We start from the raw sequence: 16,981 nt of genomic DNA on the forward strand, positions 1-16,981 counted from the left end.
TTAATTAATAATTAACAATTAATAATTACTAATTAACCAATTACTAATTATTAATTAATCACTTTTCCATCATTTCCACACTTCTGCTGATGAAGTTGGTTAAATCTTTGCCGTTCAGCATGTTTTGTGAAAGTAGCGCTAAATCATAATTTTGCTTAGCAATATTCTTTTGAGCATCTTCGCTTTCTGCTTTCAAGATTTTTGAAGCCATTTTATGATTAGCATTGATCGTCAGATTGTACTGATCCGGCATTCCGCCCATGAACGGCATTCCCCCGCCTGTTTGCTGCATATCTTTCATTCTGCGCATAAATTCGGGCATAGTTAGAGATACGGGCAATTCGTCAGGAGATAAGGCTTCCACCGCAACTGTCATAGACGAATTGTTAATAGCTTCTTCAAATACTTTTTTCAGCTTTTCCTTTTCATCATCTGAAAGTACACTTTCTGCTTTTTCGTCTTTATCAATCAATTTATCGACTATATCGGCATCCACTCGCTTCATGTTGGTTTTTTCCAATTTTTGCTCAAGCTGATTGATAAAATGACTGTCTATAGGGCTGTCCAGTAACACCACATCATAGCCTTTTTTCTGTGCGGATGTGATGTAAGCATCTTGCTTATCTGGATTGGTGGCATATAGAATGGTTACATTTCCATCTTTATCTGTCTGATTTCCAGCAACGCTTTCTTTATACTCATCTAAAGTGAAATATTTGTTCTGCTCTATGCTTTGGAGTAAACAGAATTTCTTAGCCTTGTCGTAGAATTTATCATCACTCATCATTCCATACTTCACGAAAAGTCCTATGCTTTCCCATTTCTCTTCAAATGATTTTCTATCATTTTTATATAATTCCGCCAGTTTATCTGCTACTTTCTTGGTGATGTGATTGTTAATTTTCTTCACATTACTGTCAGCTTGCAAATAACTTCTTGAAACGTTCAATGGAATATCTGGAGAGTCGATTACTCCATGCATTAACATCAGGAATTCTGGCACAACATCTTTAACCTCATCAGTGATAAATACCTGACGAGAGTACAGCTGAATCTTGTTCTTCTGAATGTCAAAATCATTTTTGATTTTTGGAAAGTACAAAATCCCTGTCAAATTAAAAGGATAATCCACATTTAGGTGAATCCAGAATAATGGATCTTCACTGAATGGATAAAGCTCTTTGTAGAAATCCTTATATTCTTGGTCCGTCAAGTCAGTAGGAGCTTTTGTCCAGAGTGGAGTTGTATTGTTGATTACCTTTGGGACATTAACTTTTTTCTCTTTGGCATCATCTCCTTCACCTTCTTTAATGGTCTCTTCAGTTTCACCAAAAATGATAGGTACAGGTAGGAACTTACAGTACTTGGTCAATATTTCATTGACTCTATGTTCTTCTAGAAATTCCTCTGAATCTTTATTGATATGCAAGATGATCTCAGTACCTCTTTCTTTCTTTTTGCCTGCTTTAAGCTCAAATTCAGTACTTCCATCACAAACCCAATTTGCAGGAGTAGCATCTTTTTCTCTGGAAAGAGAATTAATCTCTACCTTATCAGCTACCATGAAAGCTGAATAAAATCCTAAACCAAAGTGGCCGATGATGCCTGATCCTTCGCCTTTTTCTTTGTATTTCTCAACGAATTCAGTAGCACCGGAAAAGGCAATTTGGTTAATATATTTTTTGATTTCTTCACCTGTCATTCCGATACCCTTATCGATGACATGTAAAGTTTTTTTCTTTTTATCTATTTTTATTTCGATGCTTAAGTCTCCTAAATCACCATCATACTCACCAAGTGTACCGAGGCTCTTGATTTTTTGGGTGGCGTCTACTGCATTGGATACCAATTCGCGAAGAAATACTTCATGGTCCGAGTACAAAAACTTCTTAATTATTGGAAAAATATTTTCCGAATGGATCGAAATACTACCTTTTTCTTGCATTTTGTTTACTGTTTTGATTTAACTATTTCCAACGTGTCAATTCTTATTCCATTTAAATATTCTTATTAATTTGCTGTCAGCTTGGCAGAGAAAAGGGGTATTGTGAAAGATGTGCTGAAAAATTAACAGATTTATACTGCTATAATTTTCAGTTTTCGCACAATTATTGGAAATGGAAGAAAGATTTGCTCAATAATAATTGATAGATTTGCACCTACATTGAGTTCAGACTTGAATATACCTATTAGATTTTTTTATGATGATGAAAGGAGTTTTAACATTTGTTTCATTGCTTTCCTTTTGGCTTATTTTTAGCCCATGTGAAATATTTGCTCAAGACTATGGGCTTAAAGGGGGGGTGGTGATTTCTACAATAAACGGACAAGGAAATACAAGTTTAAGACCTGGTTTGCAAGTCGGTGCCTTTAAAAAATTTGGTGCTACTGAAAGACTTTTTGTGCAAATGGAAGCATTGTTTACTCAAAAAGGCTCTTGGAATTGGGATAAGCAAAATCATAATAATATCAATTTGTATTACTTCGATTTTGCTTTGATGTTTGGAATTATTGTAGGTGAAAAGTTCACCATTAATTTAGGTATTCAACCATCAGTTTTTGTAGGAGGTAATTATAAATACTTTGAAGATGGACTAGACCGAAATATGAGCTTATATGGGGAAGTTAGTGCTATGGATTATGCCACTTTATTTGGATTGGAATATGATTTAAATGATGATTTCACACTGGGAGGAAGATTTAATTATAGTTTTGTTCCCCTACAATCTTATAATAACATATTCTCGGAAAGTGGAGATCTTCCTTATTCCATGGTACTTCAACTATATGCCAAATTGAAAATGGATAAAGTATTGAATATGATCACAACAGATGATTAATTAATAACTACGAATTAATATTTATTCTGCTTTACTGCACGAACTGATCGTTTTTCCATTCACCCTCTAGCTTTACGTTACCGTCTTTGTCATAAAGTGTTCCTTGACCATATCTTTTGTCATTTTTCCAATCACCTTGGTATTTTTCACCTGTATTCCAGAAGTAGGTGCCTTCTCCTTCTCTTTTGTCATTCTGATACTCACCTACATATTTGTGGCCATCTACCCATTTATACGTCCCTTTACCATGTTTCATGTTATTTTTCCAATCACCATCATATACGCTATTAGAACTATAGTGACCTACTCCTTCACCATTTGCCTTTCCAAATTTCATTTCGCCAAAGTAGGCTATTTTGGTCCCATTTGCATTATAGAAGGTTAAACGACCCAGTTCTGCCTTATTTTGAATTTGTCTTTCTTTTTGGTCAATTGTGACATTTAAAGACTTTACTTCCTGATTATATTTACTTTTTAGGTTAGCTATCTTTTCTTCATATTCTTTTTCTACTTCGCTTACTCTCTTATCCATTTCACGTTCCATACTAACTAATTGAGAGCTACTCATATTTTGAGTACTGTCCAATTCAGAACGCAAAGAATTGAATTTGGCAATAGTTGCTTTACGACTCTTCATAAAGCTATTATCCTGAATTGAGTCTTCTATCTGCAAATAGATTTGCAGTGCTTCCTGATATTCACCTGCGATGAAAAGCTCGTCAGCCATGGATTTCTGCCTGTACAACTCATTTTGTTTTTGCAGGTTTTCTAGCTGTTCTTCCTTCGCTTGTGTTTGCCTCTGAAAATGATTTGTTCTTTTGCTGATAAAGAAGATTGCCACTAAACACCCGATAATGATTATGGGTAATGCGATTAGCGCTATTTTTTTCACTTTTTCCATGATCGATTAATCTGAAAGTTTTATAGTCGGAATTTGTTGTTCTTCTTTTCTGAAATCTAAAGAAATATAGGTGCTTAATCTAACAATTAGTCTTCTTCTATAAAGCGTAGGATCATTCAAGTTTTGACCAGTAGTGTACATTAATCCTAAAGAACTAGATACTCGAGGGCTTGCAATATAACCAACATTTCCGTAGAGTCTTAAATCTTCCACGAAACTCCCCACTACATTTTTACCGCTTTGCATAATAAGTTCCATGCTAGGAGAGACGTAAAAAGTACCAGGTTTTAGTTGGTCATTATTTATTGGTATTTTCATGTAAAAATTATAACGCCAGCGATTTCCGAATTTGAATTCATCTTGCGTTGTTCTGCTTCCTCTTTTCCATCTATGCTCAATTCTAATTCTATTATATAACATAAACCTAGGAAAGGGCAAAACAAACAAATACTGGTGCCAAATCCGCGGCTCTACGTACAATGGATCATACTCAGGATTGCCTGGTTGCGGTGTAAAATTTAATCGAAATACTCCCCCCACAGTAAAATTGAAATTGGGAGATACTACGTAGTTGAGTCCGTGTCTATTATAAATTTGAGCCATTCTATCCACATAGGGAGTGGTCGAACTGCCTATTCTTCTGTAATGCATTTCACCTGCCCAATACAATTTATCACCGATCCTGAATTTGTTGTAGGAACTAAGCCATAGATTTGTTCCCATGGCTTCAAATTCAGGCTCTAGTTCTTGGGCATTAATATGAAAGCAAGAACTTAGAAATATGATTAAAAATAATTTTCTCATGCCATTAAAAGCTTAATTCCATATTTAAGATTTCTGCTGCTTTTTCGGCAGTTTTTGCACGCTTCACTTTCCTTTCCATCCTATTGGTGTTGTCCTCATTTAATACTTTAATCATTGCTTCATACAGTATCTTGAAATTTGCTTGAAAAGCGCTCATGTTATTGCAATTTAGTTTTTCCATGTTTTGAAAAATTCCAGGCAGTAACATCCTATTAAATGCTTTATAAATTGGAGGCTTTGCTTTTTCCTCCATGTTTGTGAAAGTATAAGGATTAAAGACTTCTTTGGTGTAAGCATCATTAATCTTATAAATGCTTTCCGGAGCATTGTGGATGGTATAAATCAAGTCTTCTGTCTGGATAAAACAATTGATCAATACTTCTATAGCTTTGATTTTTTCTTCTGGTGTTGGCAAGTTGGAATAAACAGCAAGTTCTGCATCAACAAAATCAATAATGGCATCTGCCACATCTATTCCAGCAAAATTATCATGCTCACCTGTTATTAGTGAATCAGCTAAATATTTAGTCTCCTCATATTTAGACAAAAGTGCTTCCTCTAATTCTACTAATTTTTCTTCCTGCTGCACTTCACTTAGATACTCTTGAATATTCTCTTCCAGATACTCAATTTCCTTCTCTAAGACCGTTGCTAAACTTGATAATTTAGATAAGTTACTTCTCTTTTCATTCGATAAAAAGCTTAAATCATTTATAAATTTATAATCGTTAGAGAGCGTATCTTTTTTGAAAACACTATTAATTGAAGAGTTGCTATTTAGTTTTATTTTGTGGTTTATTAGTTGATCTCTATTGAAGAATCTTAGTTTTTGATTTTCATATAAAGTAATAATGTCGGAAGTGGGTAAAATAAAATGTTGGTTAATTTTCTGGAGAACATTTTTTAACTGAGCAAGCTTAATTGATGAAATACTTGAGATATTAAGCTGTGGATTACTTAAAATTTTATTTATTTTAGTTTGATTGTCCTCGTTATTCTTTCGAATATTTTCCAAATTTTGTTGCTCATTCTCATTTAAAGGAGAAGACATTAATTTGGTCATGATATTAGGGTGGATTCCTGTTTTGGTTATAGGCGAGAAGGTTTTATCGACTAAATCAAAGTTATCAGTTAATGTAAAATACAGCTCACTAATTTTATCTTCATTTTGATATTTTGCCAGTAATTCCTCATTAAAAATTTTGGCTTTGAGTTCGATAATCTCTAAAAACTCATCATCTAAGGGGATAATTTCTTCAGATAGTTCTGCGCTGTAGGGGAATTCAATAGTAATTTCCTGAACTGAATCGCTACGGTATAGTCGCATAAACGATAAAGTATTTCCTTCAAACACCCATTCTTTTAATAAAATCCTATCTCCTTCAATTACTCTATAGAATGCCCAAACATCCTGCGTTAATTCTTTCTCTCCAAGTTGCCCCTCTAAAATATCGTTTTGAATACGTAAACTGAAAAACCCTTTTGCTTTATCCTCTTCAAAATTGATATTAGCAATTAAGGTGGTATCCATAATTTTAGAATCTCGGATTTCCCAATCGTAAAGCTTCCAGACACCTGTTTTCTTCCCAGCTAGAAACTTGCCGATAGCCATAAATTCATGACCATTGACATCATAGGAGTAGGTGTAGTCTTTATAATAACCATCGCCCGTAGTCTCAAAGGAGCCTTTAGTTAATTTCCAGTCTTCGTCCGCTCGGTTTTCAATGAAACTACCCGCAACAGCTAAGTATTCATAAATATCTTCCTGATTTTCAAATTGTTGAGAAAGTTCGAATTTTCCATCATAAATGGTGTCTCCATCATTTACGTAATATTCGTAGCTTGCCAAATAGATTTTACCGTCAATCTTGTAAGTGCTGTCGTAGGCTTGAATGTTTTGCCCCACAACATTTGACCAAATGGCAGATATAAGGAAAATGGAAATGCTTAGTAATATTGGATTGTTGATTTTCATCATAAATCTAATAGATATAGAAGGCAAAGATATGAAATATGTTTGATTGCTATTGTCAGCTAAAGTTATCTGTGACTTGATAAATGCGTGCAAGAAACAGAATACTAATAGTTGTGTAAAATAAGGTCGAATCTGTATTGAAATAAACCAATATACAGAGGCCTAAATAATCAACACAATTGAATCTATCTCAATCTGTCCATTGATCGTACCAGTCTTTCATCCTTTCTAATAAAACGAACTGCAAGCGAATTAAAAACCAAGGCGATAGCTGGTAAGAACAGACCATAACTATAATTTCCTTGTATACCTGGTAGAAATTCCCCTTCAGCTTGAGTTGCCCAGTAAGCAGAAAGCCCTAATGCAGTACCAATTAGAATAGAATTTAAGGAAGAAAGCATGATTTGCCTCATGCGCTTTTTATACACTCCAATAGCAATGAAGGCAATACAAACAGCGAGGAGACCCAAAATACCTGGCACCACATAAGGCATAAATTCATTTTTAACTCCGTCTTCAGGAGCACTAACCATTTCGAGATAAAAAGCGGTCAAGGTGTAAGAAGCGCCAGAGCTGGAATCTACTTTTTGCCAAATTGGAGCAAATAAAAACATCAACATAGCCAAGCCTACAATCAATAAAAATATAGTTTGAATTCTTTGAATCATCTAAAAGTGCTTTTTTGTATTTTGCAAATATACAGTAAAAATCAGTTTGGATAAATGGAAGAGAAGATAAAATTCCACAGGCAGTAAAATATTCAGCTGTCTACGGGGAAAAGTAGTGAATCAGTGATAAATACATATTAATTAATAAAAATAATTTGAAAAGCAATATATAATTGTTGTTTAACAATAAATTATTAATATCTTTATCCATCTGTTTAACTCATAATTATGATGTCAATTTCAAATAACTTCGTATTCAAAGCCCTTCATGTAGTGGCTTATATCATTTTTATAGGCCTTTGCATTGAAGCGGGCGGATTATTAGTGAATTTTGTATTTAGCTTATATAAGCCTGAAATGGTTGAAAATCTGTATCAAAAGCTCAATATAGTTGAAATGTATGAGCGTAGTCAATGGAATTTTTTCGGTCTCTATAGCTTCATTCTAGTCATTGCCATTTTAAAAGCCCACCTTTTTTACGTTGTTATCAGGCTTATGCATAAAATGGATTTGTCGAAGCCATTTAATTCTTTTGTTTCCAGACAAATTTTAAAAATTAGTTATTACACGCTCTCGATTGGGTTTATTAGTCACATTGGAAGGCAACTTGCTAGAAATCTAATGCATTATGGATTGGCAATCGATAATTTAAATGATTTTTGGGCTGATAGTCAAGCCTTTATTTTAATGGGTGCTGTAATTTATATTATTGCTACAATTTTCAAGAAAGGAGTAGAAATCCAAAACGAAAATGAGTTGACGGTTTAATATATGGCAATAATAATAAATTTAGATGTTGAAATGGCCAAAAGAAAAATGTCTCTTAATGAACTTTCGGAAAAAGTGGGTTTGACATTATCAAATCTATCAATTCTAAAAACAGGCAAAGCTAAGGCTATTAGATTTAGCACTTTGGCTACCATTTGCCGTGTGTTGGATTGCCAACCTGGAGATATTTTAGAATATGTGGATGAGTAATATTAAAGAACATTTAGTTACATTGTCTTGCGAAGGTGCCAACACAGGATTCAACTGACATCCAGAAGTATTAATAATTGGAGAGTTCTAAATGGTGTAATCTTATTTTTTGAGAGGAACTATCTATTTTAAAATGAAATTAAGATTAGCTAGTATACAGGATCTAAAATTACTCAAGTATTGGGATGCAAAGCAACATGTTGTTGATTCTGATCCTGAAGATGATTGGAATTGGGAAATTGAATTAAATCGCAATCCTGTTTGGAGAGAACAACTGGTAGCTGAGAAAGATCATCAGCCCATCGGTTTTGTTCAGATTATTGATCCGTTTCTTGAAGAAACTCGCTATTGGGGAGAAGTAGCAAGGAATAAAAGAGCAATTGATATCTGGATTGGAGAGGAAAATGACTTAGGCAAAGGTTACGGAACAAAAATGATGAAGCTTGCCATTGAGAGATGTTTTGCTGACCCTACTGTTACCGGTATTCTTATCGATCCATTAAAATCTAATGTCAGAGCACATAAATTTTATCTAAAGCTTGGTTTCGAATTCATTGAGGAAAGGGAATTTGATGAGGTGCCATGCTTTGTATATGAACTAAAAAGGTAACCAGAAAAGAAAAAATGTATAATCTTCCACGCTATCGAGAAAAAGACAAGAAAGTAATTAAAGATTTTATTAGTGCGTACCCTTTTGCATTTTTGTCGGGTTGTGATTTAGATGGCCGACCTACTGCAACTCAACTGCCACTATTTCTTGAAAATAGCAATGGAAAGGAAGTACTAAGAGGACATTTAATGAAAGGTACTGATCACCATAAGGCATTTTTACATAATGAAAATGTCCTTGCTGTTTTTACAGGCCGGCACACTTATGTTAGCGCGACTTGGTACCAGAATCCCAACACGGCATCAACATGGAATTATATGAGTGTGCATGTAAAGGGAGTCTTAAGATTCGTGAATGAGGACGAACTCGCAGAGATTCTTCAGATGACCTCTCTTCATTTTGAAGGTCAAAACCAGCGTTCGGCCACAGTTTATGACAATTTACCAGAAGATTTCAAACGTAGGACCCTCCAATTAATAGCAGGTTTTGAAATTGAAGTGGAAGAAATTGATGCGGTGTTTAAATTAAGCCAAGACAACGATGTTGATAGCTACCATAATATTATTAGAAAGCTAAAAGAACTGGACGAAGATGGACGTACGATTGCATCAGAAATGGAAAAACGTACAGAATTATTGTTCCCAAAGCATACAGAGTGAAATTCTCACAGCCCAACTTACAGCTAACATTAATGTGAAATACACATTGCAATTTATTTTTTAATTTTACGCAAAAATATGCACACAAGAACAGTTTAACTAAGGGGTGATTTTGAAACATAGAAATAAAATACAATATGGCATCATGTAAAGAAGAGAGGACCGGTAAAACAGCAGACCTTGTTAAAAACTATAAAAAGAACGAAACTTAAATAGGAAAAGAATTATGAAAACAGGTTTCAAGCCAACAGCCTTCAACTCTGCAACTACTTACTTTATGGTTGTAAATTTATTTTGTGTTTTACGTCAAGGGTTAATGTAACTTCTGTTACTATTCTATACTCAGAAAGTCTGTTAATTAGCACTTTAATTCAAAACGTAAGGAAGGAAATGAGTAATTCAAATAAAACGATTATTGACGTGAGGTCAGAGGGAGAGTTCGCAATGGGACATGCAGAGGGAGCAATGAATATCCCTTTAAATGAGGTCGAATCCAGAGTTCAAGAGATTGAAAAAATGGAGGGTGAAATTATTCTGTGTTGTGCTTCAGGAAACAGAAGCGGAATGGCACAACAAATGTTGCAATCAAAAGGAATTGAATGTCACAATGGTGGGTCTTGGTTTGCAGCAGAAAATTATGCGATGAGCCTATGAGTTTCTTAAGAAGATTATTCGGATTAGGGCCTGCAGTTGACATGAAAGCATTGGTAGACGAAGGTGCGATCATAGTAGATGTGAGAACCAAAGGTGAATTTCAACAAGGGCATATTAAAAATGCAATGAATATTCCGGTTGATAGTATTGGCTCAAATTTATCGAAATTGAAAAATAAAGATAAGACAATTATCACCTGTTGTGCTTCAGGTATGCGAAGTGGAACTGCCAAGAATATTTTGAAATCAAAAGGGTACGAAAAAGTCTACAACGGTGGTGCTTGGACCTCCCTCAATCGAAAAATAGAATGATTAAAGCTATAATTCGTACTCCATGGGGTTTTATGCGCTGGCTTCGTTTAGCAATAGGTCTCTATTTAGTTTTTGTGGGCATCACGGAGTCAGAAATATTCGCAGGCTCAGTAGGTGTATTGTTCACTTTTTTAGCTTTGCTTAATCAAGGCTGTGGAGGCGGAAGTTGTGCCAGTGGAAGTTGCGATGTTCAAAATAAATAGAAAGATGATAAAGCCGGTTAAAGCCGGCTTTTTTTAATTCAGATTTAAAGAATGAAAGAATTTTGGAATGAACGATATGCGAAAGAGGAATTCATCTATGGCACTGAGCCCAATGAATTTTTTCGTGATGTTTTAGCGGTTTTACCAATAGGTAAAATCATTTTGCCCTGCGATGGGGAAGGAAGAAATGCAGTTTACGCAGCTAAAAAAGGCTGGGAAGTCAACGCTTTTGATTTTAGTCCTTCAGCAAAAGAGAAAGCAAGAGCTCTTGCTAAACAAGAAATGGTGTATCCTGTTTTTGAGGTAGCGGACATGCGAGAAAAAGATTTTAAAGAAGATTCTGCTGATGTGGTAGCTTTGATTTATGCACATTTCCCAGCCGAATTAAGAAAAATTGCTCATCAGAAAGCGGTTAAATGGTTGAAGCCAGGAGGGAAGTTGATATTGGAAGCCTTTAATCCCAAGCAAATGGAAAATGCATCAGGTGGACCTAAAAATATTGACATGCTTTATACTGAAGAGATGCTTTCTAAAGACTTCGAAGATTTGAACATTGAAAAACTAGAGGTTTTAGAGATAAATTTGTCAGAAGGTAATTTTCACCAGGGAAAAGCTGATGTTATCAGACTTATAGCCGAAAAGTAATAAATTAATACTATCAATTATGGAAACCGAAATTCTAGCTCGCGTCCAGTTTGCTTTTACAATTGCCTTCCATTATATCTACCCGCCTTTAAGTATAGGTTTAGGGGTGATTTTGGTTATTATGGAAGGGATGTATCTGAGAACGAAAAATGAGATTTATCATAAAATGACTCGTTTCTGGGTCAAGATATTTGCACTTATTTTTGGAATTGGAGTAGCTACAGGGATCGTAATGGAATTTGAATTTGGTACAAATTGGGCTACTTACTCCCGCTATGTTGGTGATATTTTTGGTTCTGCTTTAGCTGCTGAAGGCTTATTTGCATTTGCATTAGAATCAGGATTTCTTGGAGTTCTTCTGTTTGGTTGGAATAGAGTAAAACCAGTTGTTCACTTTATTTCGACTATAGGAGTTGCTTTAGGATCTATGTTCTCTGCAGTATGGATAGTTGTAGCCAACAGCTGGCAGCAAACGCCTGCAGGGTATAAGATTGTAGGAGAGGGTCTAAACCAAAAAGCAGAGATCACAGATTTCTGGGCAATGGTGTTTAACCCTTCTTCGGTTGACAGGCTTTCTCATGTTATTATTGGAGCCTTTTTAGCGGGTGCATTTTTGGTACTTTCTGTAAATGCTTATTACATTCTGAAAGGGAAATTTTTAGAAATTGCGAAACCAGCCTTCAAAATTGCCTTAGTCTTAGCAATGGTTTCTTCAATTGGGCAATTATTGACTGGCCATCAGTCAGCAGATGGGGTGGCAGTTAATCAACCGGCAAAATTAGCGGCTTTCGAAGGACATTATCCTGAAAATGAAGTAGCTGATCTGTATCTTTTTGGTTGGGTAGATCACAAAAGTAAAGAAGTGGTAGGCTTAAAAATCCCGAAAGGCTTAACCTTTCTAATTCATCAAGACTTAACCACACCCGTGAAGGGATTGGATGCTTTTCCAGAAGATGAAATTCCCACTCAAGTGAATGCTGTATTTCAGTTTTACCATATCATGGTTGCAATTGGGATGATCTTGATAGGCTTAAGTCTATTTGCAGGATTTCTCTGGTGGAGAGGAAAACTTTTTGAGTATCGATGGTTGATGTGGGTATTTGTTTGGGCAGTATTCTTACCTCAGATTGCCAACCAGGTAGGCTGGTTTGCAGCAGAGATGGGGCGTCAGCCTTGGGTAGTTTATGGACTACTAAAAACATCCGATGCGCTCTCTCAGGCAGTAACAGCTAATCAAATTTGGTTCTCACTGATATTATTTTTCTTTGTCTATCTGTTGCTGTTTCTATTGTTTATCTATTTATTAAATAAGAAGATTCAACATGGACCCTATGATGAAAAAATGGAAGATCAGAGACCACAGCAGTCTTCTTCTGTGCCTGATTTTACTTAGGATTTTTAAATGAAGGTTAACATAACCATATAAAACGAACTATATATCATGGAAACTTTTATAGGTATAGAATACAATATTTGGTGGTTTTTACTTCTAGGAGCAGTTGTGACTGGCTATGCTATTTTAGATGGTTTTGATATGGGAGTAGGAGCTATTCATCTTTTCCTTGGAAAAAAAGAAAACCGGAAAATTGCACTGAATGCTATTGGTCCTGTATGGGATGGAAATGAGGTATGGCTTGTCATAACAGGAGGGGTCCTTTTTGCTGCTTTTCCTCCGGTTTATGCAACACTTTTTTCTGGTTTGTACATTCCTTTAATATTGTTTTTGGTGATGATTATTTTTCGAGCCATTTCAATAGAATTTAGGGGTAAAGAAGAAATGAACTGGTGGCGTCAAACTTGGGATATAGCCTTCTCTGTTTCCAGTATTATAATGGCTGTTGCTTTAGGAATGGTCTTAGGAAATGTGCTACAAGGTTTACCCATTGATGCAACCGGTGAATTTACTCATAGTACAGATTTCAATTTTATAAACCCATTTTCCTTGTTGACCGGAGTTACAGCCTTGGCGCTTTTTATGTTGCATGGGGCTTTGTATCTGGGAATGAAGACTGAAGGACTACTGTATCAGCAATTAACCACAATCATCAAGAATATCACAGTCTTTTTTATTCTATCAGCACTTTTATTAAGTTTTTATACTTTGTTATATGTCCCTCACCTTACAGAGCATATCAAAGCACAGGAATGGTTGTTTTTTCTCCCAGTAGTTTTGGTGCTTTTGATGGCAAATATTCCAAGGCAAGTAAGTAAGCAGAACTATGGCCTCGCATTTATCTCATCAACAGGAGTTATATCTGCGCTTTTAGTAATAGGAGCTGTGGGTTTATTCCCTAATATGTTGCATTCGACCATAGACCCTAGTTACAGTTTAACACTCTATAATGCTTCAGCTTCGGAAAAGTCATTGGGCTATATGTTGAATATAGCATTTATAGCGGTACCTCTTGTCGGTATTTATACGGGCTTTGTTTTCTGGACCTTTAGGGGTAAGGTAAAAATTGATGAGAATAGTTATTAATCATGGCCTTTAACAAGCACCAAAGAGATTAAAAATGCGTTTTAATTAAGAAGTTCTTTATAGTGTTGAAATGACGGGTTCAAACTTATTATCTGTTTTAATAATCTTCATTTGAGAGCTCTCATTTTCAGTATTTCTAATTACATAGTACAACAGTCCATTATTTAAGACTAATTTATTAGTAACAATTGATTTTATCTATATTGATATTTATATAATCATTGTAATTTATTGTATGCACATCAAATTATTAGTTTAATATTGCTTTAAGTTTAATTTTTTAATCACTTATATATGAAAAAACTAATTCCAATACTCCCATTATTCATCATAGGATTCATGTTTACAGCATGTCAGAATGGTGAAGACACTACTGCTGAGGCAGACGGATATTCCGGTGCAACGAAAAAGAGCGAAACGGCAATGAAAGCCAGTCAATTAAATGATTGGTGGCCCAACAGATTAGATTTAAGTATATTAAGACAGAATTCTAATATGTCGACTCCTATGAATGAGGATTTTGACTATAAAGAAGCATTCGCTAGTCTTGATTACTATGCTCTAAAAGAAGATATCGCCAAAACTCTAAAAGACTCAAAAGACTGGTGGCCTGCAGATTATGGACATTATGGGCCATTTATGATTCGCATGGCTTGGCACAGTGCTGGTACTTATAGAACTGGCGATGGTCGAGGAGGTTCAAGATCAGGTCAACAGAGATTTGCACCTTTAAATAGCTGGCCAGATAATGGAAATCTTGATAAAGCAAGAAGATTAATGTGGCCTGTAAAACAAAAGTACGGTAATAAAATCTCTTGGGCTGATTTGATGATTTTAACAGGAAATGTGGCCTTAGAAGATATGGGTTTCAAAACCATTGGGTTTGCTGGTGGTCGAGAAGATGTTTATGAACCGGAGTTAGATGTTTATTGGGGTTCTGAGCAGAAATGGTTAAGTGATGAAGACCGTTATTCTGGAGACAGAGAACTAGAAGATCCCTTGGCAGCAGTTCAAATGGGATTGATATATGTAAACCCTGAGGGTCCTAATGGGAATCCTGATCCAATAGCAGCAGCGCATGACATCCGTGAAACTTTTGGCAGAATGGGAATGAATGATGAAGAAACCGTTGCTCTTATAGCGGGCGGACATACGCTAGGAAAAGCTCATGGGCCGGACCAGCGGATAATGTAGGTGCTGCTCCAGCTGCCGCAGATATGGAAGAGCAGGGTTTTGGTTGGAAAAGCACTTACAAATCAGGAAAAGGAACTGATGCAATAACTTCTGGTTTAGAGGTGACATGGACTAATACTCCAGCAAAATGGAGTCATGGGTATTTGATGAGTCTATTTGAAAATGAATGGGAATTAACTAAAAGTCCAGCTGGAGCACATCAGTGGGTAGCAAAAGATCCGAAAGTGATGGTTCCAGATGCTTTCGACTCAACGAAAAAGCTGAAACCGACTATGTTTACCACTGACTTATCTTTGAGAGAAGATCCTGCCTATGCTAAAATATCTCGAAAGTTTTTGGAAAACCCCGCACTTTTCAATGATGCATTTGCAAGGGCTTGGTTCAAATTAACACACAGAGATATGGGTCCAAATACTACATATTTAGGTCCCGAATACCCTCAGGAAAATTTTATTTGGCAAGATCCAATTCCTGAGGTGGATCATCCAGTAATCAATGATCAAGATATTGCTAAGTTAAAGACCCAAATTTTAAATTCTAATTTAACTATCAGTGAAATGGTGTCAACAGCTTGGGCATCCGCTTCAACCTACAGGAATTCTGATAGGAGAGGTGGTGCAAATGGAGCGCATATTCAATTGGCACCAATGAAAGATTGGGAAGTGAACAATCCGGAGCAATTGCAAAAGGTCTTGAGCACTTTAAAAGGGATTCAAGAGGAGTTCCATAAAAAGTCAGGAGCCAAGAAGGTTTCGTTGGCTGATTTGATTGTATTGGCTGGTGCAGCAGGTATTGAAGAAGCAGCACAAAATGCTGGCTATGTTGTTAATGTACCATTTACACCCGGTCGGATGGATGCTAAACAAGAGCAGGTGGATATAGAGTCTATGAACTTGCTTGAGCCAATGGCAGATGGTTTTAGAAATTATTTAAAAACACGATATTCTGTTTCCACAGAAGAATTGCTAATCGATAAGGCTCAATTATTGACTTTAACACCACCAGAAATGACAGTTTTACTTGGTGGTATGAGAGCTTTAGGAGCGAATTACAATAGCTCAAAACATGGAGTTTTTTCTGATAAAAATGAGCAATTGACCAACGATTTTTTCGTAAATCTATTAGATATGAGTACGGAGTGGGAAGCTACCGATGATACTAAAGAGCAGTTCATTGGAAAAGATAGAAATTCAAGCGAACAAAAATATACAGCTACTAGAGCAGACCTGGTTTTTGGTTCTCATTCTGAATTAAGAGCTTTAGCGGAAGTTTACGCACAAGCTGATTCGAAGGAAATGTTTGTAAATGATTTTGTAGCCGCTTGGGATAAAGTGATGAAGTTGGATAGATTCGATTTAGTCTATCAGTAAGTGAGGGTATGAATTGCAGATTGAAAAGCCAGATCATTTTGATTCTGGCTTTTTTTTGTTAATCAATTTACTTTATCATAATAGTTAGCTACTTTTCTTACTAGTCGATTAAAATCAAATTTGGTTTGCACTATTGAAATATATTATATTGGACCTTGTTTTAAATGCTCATAATTTTTGCTAATGAAGATACTTCAATATGCCTTTTTACTTTTGCTATCATTGGTTTTCACAAGCTGCATAGAAGGAGAGAAAATAAAACCAGAGATAGAAGAGAAATCCGTTTATCCTGAATATATAATATTTGGAATGTTTTTTGGAAATTGTTTTCCACAGGATTGTATAGAAATTTTTAAAATCCAAAATGACAGTTTGTTTAAATCTGATAACACATACCCAAGAGATAGCTTGTATTCGGGAGAGTTTGAATTTATAGGTAATGAAAAACTGTCATTGGTTTCAGACATTACTGATGAAATTCCTTCTGAGCTTTTGGAGATTGAAGATCAATATATCGGCTGTCCAGATTGCAGTGATTGGGGAGGGTTTATAATTGAATATAGTACTAAAGAATTTCAATCAAATTGGTTAATTGATACTAGAAAAAGTAATGTGCCAGAGGAGCTTCATGATTTTCTGAATCTAACATATGATAGAATTCAAATTTTATTGAACTGATTTTTAATAGAC

Annotated in this window: 17 protein-coding genes and 1 pseudogene; 13 read left to right on the forward strand and 5 right to left on the reverse strand. The window is 35.5% G+C overall.

From position 1 onward, the window contains the following. Window positions 1-58: 58 nt before the first annotated feature. Window positions 59-1,945 carry a molecular chaperone HtpG gene (htpG, locus tag AAC601_RS10400; RefSeq protein ID WP_340153208.1) on the reverse strand — a complete coding sequence of 629 codons (1,887 nt, stop codon included), beginning with the start codon at window positions 1,943-1,945 and terminating at the stop codon, window positions 59-61. Window positions 1,946-2,201: 256 nt separating this feature from the next. Here htpG and AAC601_RS10405 point away from each other — a divergent pair, with 256 nt between their 5' ends. Continuing rightward, window positions 2,202-2,840: an outer membrane beta-barrel protein gene (locus AAC601_RS10405; RefSeq protein ID WP_340153209.1), complete on the forward strand. Its 639-nt coding sequence runs from the start codon at window positions 2,202-2,204 to the stop codon at window positions 2,838-2,840. A 31-nt stretch (window positions 2,841-2,871) separates the two neighbouring features. Here AAC601_RS10405 and AAC601_RS10410 read toward each other — a convergent pair whose 3' ends face one another. From AAC601_RS10410 to AAC601_RS10425, 4 genes are all read right to left on the reverse strand, one after another. Next, the gene (locus tag AAC601_RS10410; RefSeq protein ID WP_340153210.1) at window positions 2,872-3,741 is read right to left on the reverse strand and encodes a hypothetical protein; all 870 of its coding nucleotides are present in this window, start codon (window positions 3,739-3,741) and stop codon (window positions 2,872-2,874) included. A gap of 6 nt (window positions 3,742-3,747) precedes the next feature. Further along, window positions 3,748-4,545: a DUF2490 domain-containing protein gene (locus AAC601_RS10415; protein WP_340153211.1), complete on the reverse strand. Its 798-nt coding sequence runs from the start codon at window positions 4,543-4,545 to the stop codon at window positions 3,748-3,750. 4 nt (window positions 4,546-4,549) lie between these two features. Continuing rightward, window positions 4,550-6,523 (reverse strand): hypothetical protein, encoded by a 1,974-nt coding sequence (locus AAC601_RS10420; RefSeq protein ID WP_340153212.1) that lies wholly within the window; start codon window positions 6,521-6,523, stop codon window positions 4,550-4,552. A 182-nt stretch (window positions 6,524-6,705) separates the two neighbouring features. After that, window positions 6,706-7,188 carry a DUF4293 domain-containing protein gene (locus AAC601_RS10425; RefSeq protein ID WP_303270048.1) on the reverse strand — a complete coding sequence of 161 codons (483 nt, stop codon included), beginning with the start codon at window positions 7,186-7,188 and terminating at the stop codon, window positions 6,706-6,708. Between the two features lie 228 nt (window positions 7,189-7,416). Between AAC601_RS10425 and AAC601_RS10430 the strand changes: the two genes are divergently transcribed. From AAC601_RS10430 to AAC601_RS10485, 12 genes and pseudogenes are all read left to right on the forward strand, one after another. Then, the gene (locus AAC601_RS10430) at window positions 7,417-7,956 is read left to right on the forward strand and encodes a DUF2975 domain-containing protein (protein WP_340153213.1); all 540 of its coding nucleotides are present in this window, start codon (window positions 7,417-7,419) and stop codon (window positions 7,954-7,956) included. 3 nt (window positions 7,957-7,959) lie between these two features. Beyond that, entirely contained in the window at window positions 7,960-8,166 is a 207-nt protein-coding gene (locus tag AAC601_RS10435; RefSeq protein ID WP_303270046.1) for a helix-turn-helix transcriptional regulator, read from the forward strand. A 133-nt stretch (window positions 8,167-8,299) separates the two neighbouring features. Beyond that, complete coding sequence (locus AAC601_RS10440) at window positions 8,300-8,776, forward strand: GNAT family N-acetyltransferase (protein WP_340153214.1); 477 nt, start codon at window positions 8,300-8,302, stop codon at window positions 8,774-8,776. A 14-nt stretch (window positions 8,777-8,790) separates the two neighbouring features. After that, window positions 8,791-9,435, forward strand: a complete 645-nt coding sequence (locus AAC601_RS10445; protein ID WP_303270044.1) for an FMN-binding negative transcriptional regulator — start codon at window positions 8,791-8,793, stop codon at window positions 9,433-9,435. Between the two features lie 390 nt (window positions 9,436-9,825). Continuing rightward, entirely contained in the window at window positions 9,826-10,089 is a 264-nt protein-coding gene (locus AAC601_RS10450; protein WP_303270043.1) for a rhodanese-like domain-containing protein, read from the forward strand. After that, window positions 10,086-10,400: a rhodanese-like domain-containing protein gene (locus AAC601_RS10455; RefSeq protein ID WP_303270042.1), complete on the forward strand. Its 315-nt coding sequence runs from the start codon at window positions 10,086-10,088 to the stop codon at window positions 10,398-10,400. The genes AAC601_RS10450 and AAC601_RS10455 overlap by 4 nt, the downstream gene beginning before the upstream one ends. Next, window positions 10,397-10,603: a hypothetical protein gene (locus tag AAC601_RS10460; protein ID WP_303270041.1), complete on the forward strand. Its 207-nt coding sequence runs from the start codon at window positions 10,397-10,399 to the stop codon at window positions 10,601-10,603. Before AAC601_RS10455 ends, AAC601_RS10460 begins: the two co-directional genes overlap by 4 nt. Before the next feature lie 51 nt (window positions 10,604-10,654). Continuing rightward, window positions 10,655-11,248, forward strand: a complete 594-nt coding sequence (locus AAC601_RS10465) for a class I SAM-dependent methyltransferase (protein WP_303270040.1) — start codon at window positions 10,655-10,657, stop codon at window positions 11,246-11,248. A gap of 19 nt (window positions 11,249-11,267) precedes the next feature. After that, complete coding sequence (locus AAC601_RS10470; RefSeq protein ID WP_303270039.1) at window positions 11,268-12,641, forward strand: cytochrome ubiquinol oxidase subunit I; 1,374 nt, start codon at window positions 11,268-11,270, stop codon at window positions 12,639-12,641. A 48-nt stretch (window positions 12,642-12,689) separates the two neighbouring features. Next, window positions 12,690-13,727, forward strand: a complete 1,038-nt coding sequence (gene cydB / locus AAC601_RS10475) for a cytochrome d ubiquinol oxidase subunit II (protein ID WP_340153215.1) — start codon at window positions 12,690-12,692, stop codon at window positions 13,725-13,727. Between the two features lie 423 nt (window positions 13,728-14,150). Then, a pseudogene (gene katG, locus AAC601_RS10480) lies at window positions 14,151-16,291 on the forward strand (catalase/peroxidase HPI). A 183-nt stretch (window positions 16,292-16,474) separates the two neighbouring features. Next, window positions 16,475-16,969: a hypothetical protein gene (locus tag AAC601_RS10485; RefSeq protein WP_340153216.1), complete on the forward strand. Its 495-nt coding sequence runs from the start codon at window positions 16,475-16,477 to the stop codon at window positions 16,967-16,969. The last annotated feature ends 12 nt before the right edge of the window (window positions 16,970-16,981 follow it).

Source organism: uncultured Marivirga sp. (assembly GCF_963974845.1).
GTDB classification, from domain to species: domain Bacteria; phylum Bacteroidota; class Bacteroidia; order Cytophagales; family Cyclobacteriaceae; genus Marivirga; species Marivirga harenae.

Excerpts from the sequence above, each read along its gene's own strand:
- cydB (WP_340153215.1), top strand. The coding sequence starts at position 12,690 with ATGGAAACTTTTATAGGTATAGAATACAATATTTGGTGGTTTTTACTT.
- AAC601_RS10465 (WP_303270040.1), top strand. The coding sequence starts at position 10,655 with ATGAAAGAATTTTGGAATGAACGATATGCGAAAGAGGAATTCATCTAT.
- AAC601_RS10430 (WP_340153213.1), top strand. The coding sequence starts at position 7,417 with ATGATGTCAATTTCAAATAACTTCGTATTCAAAGCCCTTCATGTAGTG.
- AAC601_RS10405 (WP_340153209.1), top strand. The coding sequence starts at position 2,202 with ATGATGATGAAAGGAGTTTTAACATTTGTTTCATTGCTTTCCTTTTGG.
- AAC601_RS10450 (WP_303270043.1), top strand. The coding sequence starts at position 9,826 with ATGAGTAATTCAAATAAAACGATTATTGACGTGAGGTCAGAGGGAGAG.
- AAC601_RS10445 (WP_303270044.1), top strand. The coding sequence starts at position 8,791 with ATGTATAATCTTCCACGCTATCGAGAAAAAGACAAGAAAGTAATTAAA.
- AAC601_RS10460 (WP_303270041.1), top strand. The coding sequence starts at position 10,397 with ATGATTAAAGCTATAATTCGTACTCCATGGGGTTTTATGCGCTGGCTT.
- AAC601_RS10410 (WP_340153210.1), bottom strand. The coding sequence starts at position 3,741 with ATGGAAAAAGTGAAAAAAATAGCGCTAATCGCATTACCCATAATCATT.
- AAC601_RS10485 (WP_340153216.1), top strand. The coding sequence starts at position 16,475 with ATGAAGATACTTCAATATGCCTTTTTACTTTTGCTATCATTGGTTTTC.
- AAC601_RS10425 (WP_303270048.1), bottom strand. The coding sequence starts at position 7,188 with ATGATTCAAAGAATTCAAACTATATTTTTATTGATTGTAGGCTTGGCT.
- AAC601_RS10470 (WP_303270039.1), top strand. The coding sequence starts at position 11,268 with ATGGAAACCGAAATTCTAGCTCGCGTCCAGTTTGCTTTTACAATTGCC.
- AAC601_RS10440 (WP_340153214.1), top strand. The coding sequence starts at position 8,300 with ATGAAATTAAGATTAGCTAGTATACAGGATCTAAAATTACTCAAGTAT.
- htpG (WP_340153208.1), bottom strand. The coding sequence starts at position 1,945 with ATGCAAGAAAAAGGTAGTATTTCGATCCATTCGGAAAATATTTTTCCA.
- AAC601_RS10420 (WP_340153212.1), bottom strand. The coding sequence starts at position 6,523 with ATGATGAAAATCAACAATCCAATATTACTAAGCATTTCCATTTTCCTT.
- AAC601_RS10455 (WP_303270042.1), top strand. The coding sequence starts at position 10,086 with ATGAGTTTCTTAAGAAGATTATTCGGATTAGGGCCTGCAGTTGACATG.
- AAC601_RS10435 (WP_303270046.1), top strand. The coding sequence starts at position 7,960 with ATGGCAATAATAATAAATTTAGATGTTGAAATGGCCAAAAGAAAAATG.
- AAC601_RS10415 (WP_340153211.1), bottom strand. The coding sequence starts at position 4,545 with ATGAGAAAATTATTTTTAATCATATTTCTAAGTTCTTGCTTTCATATT.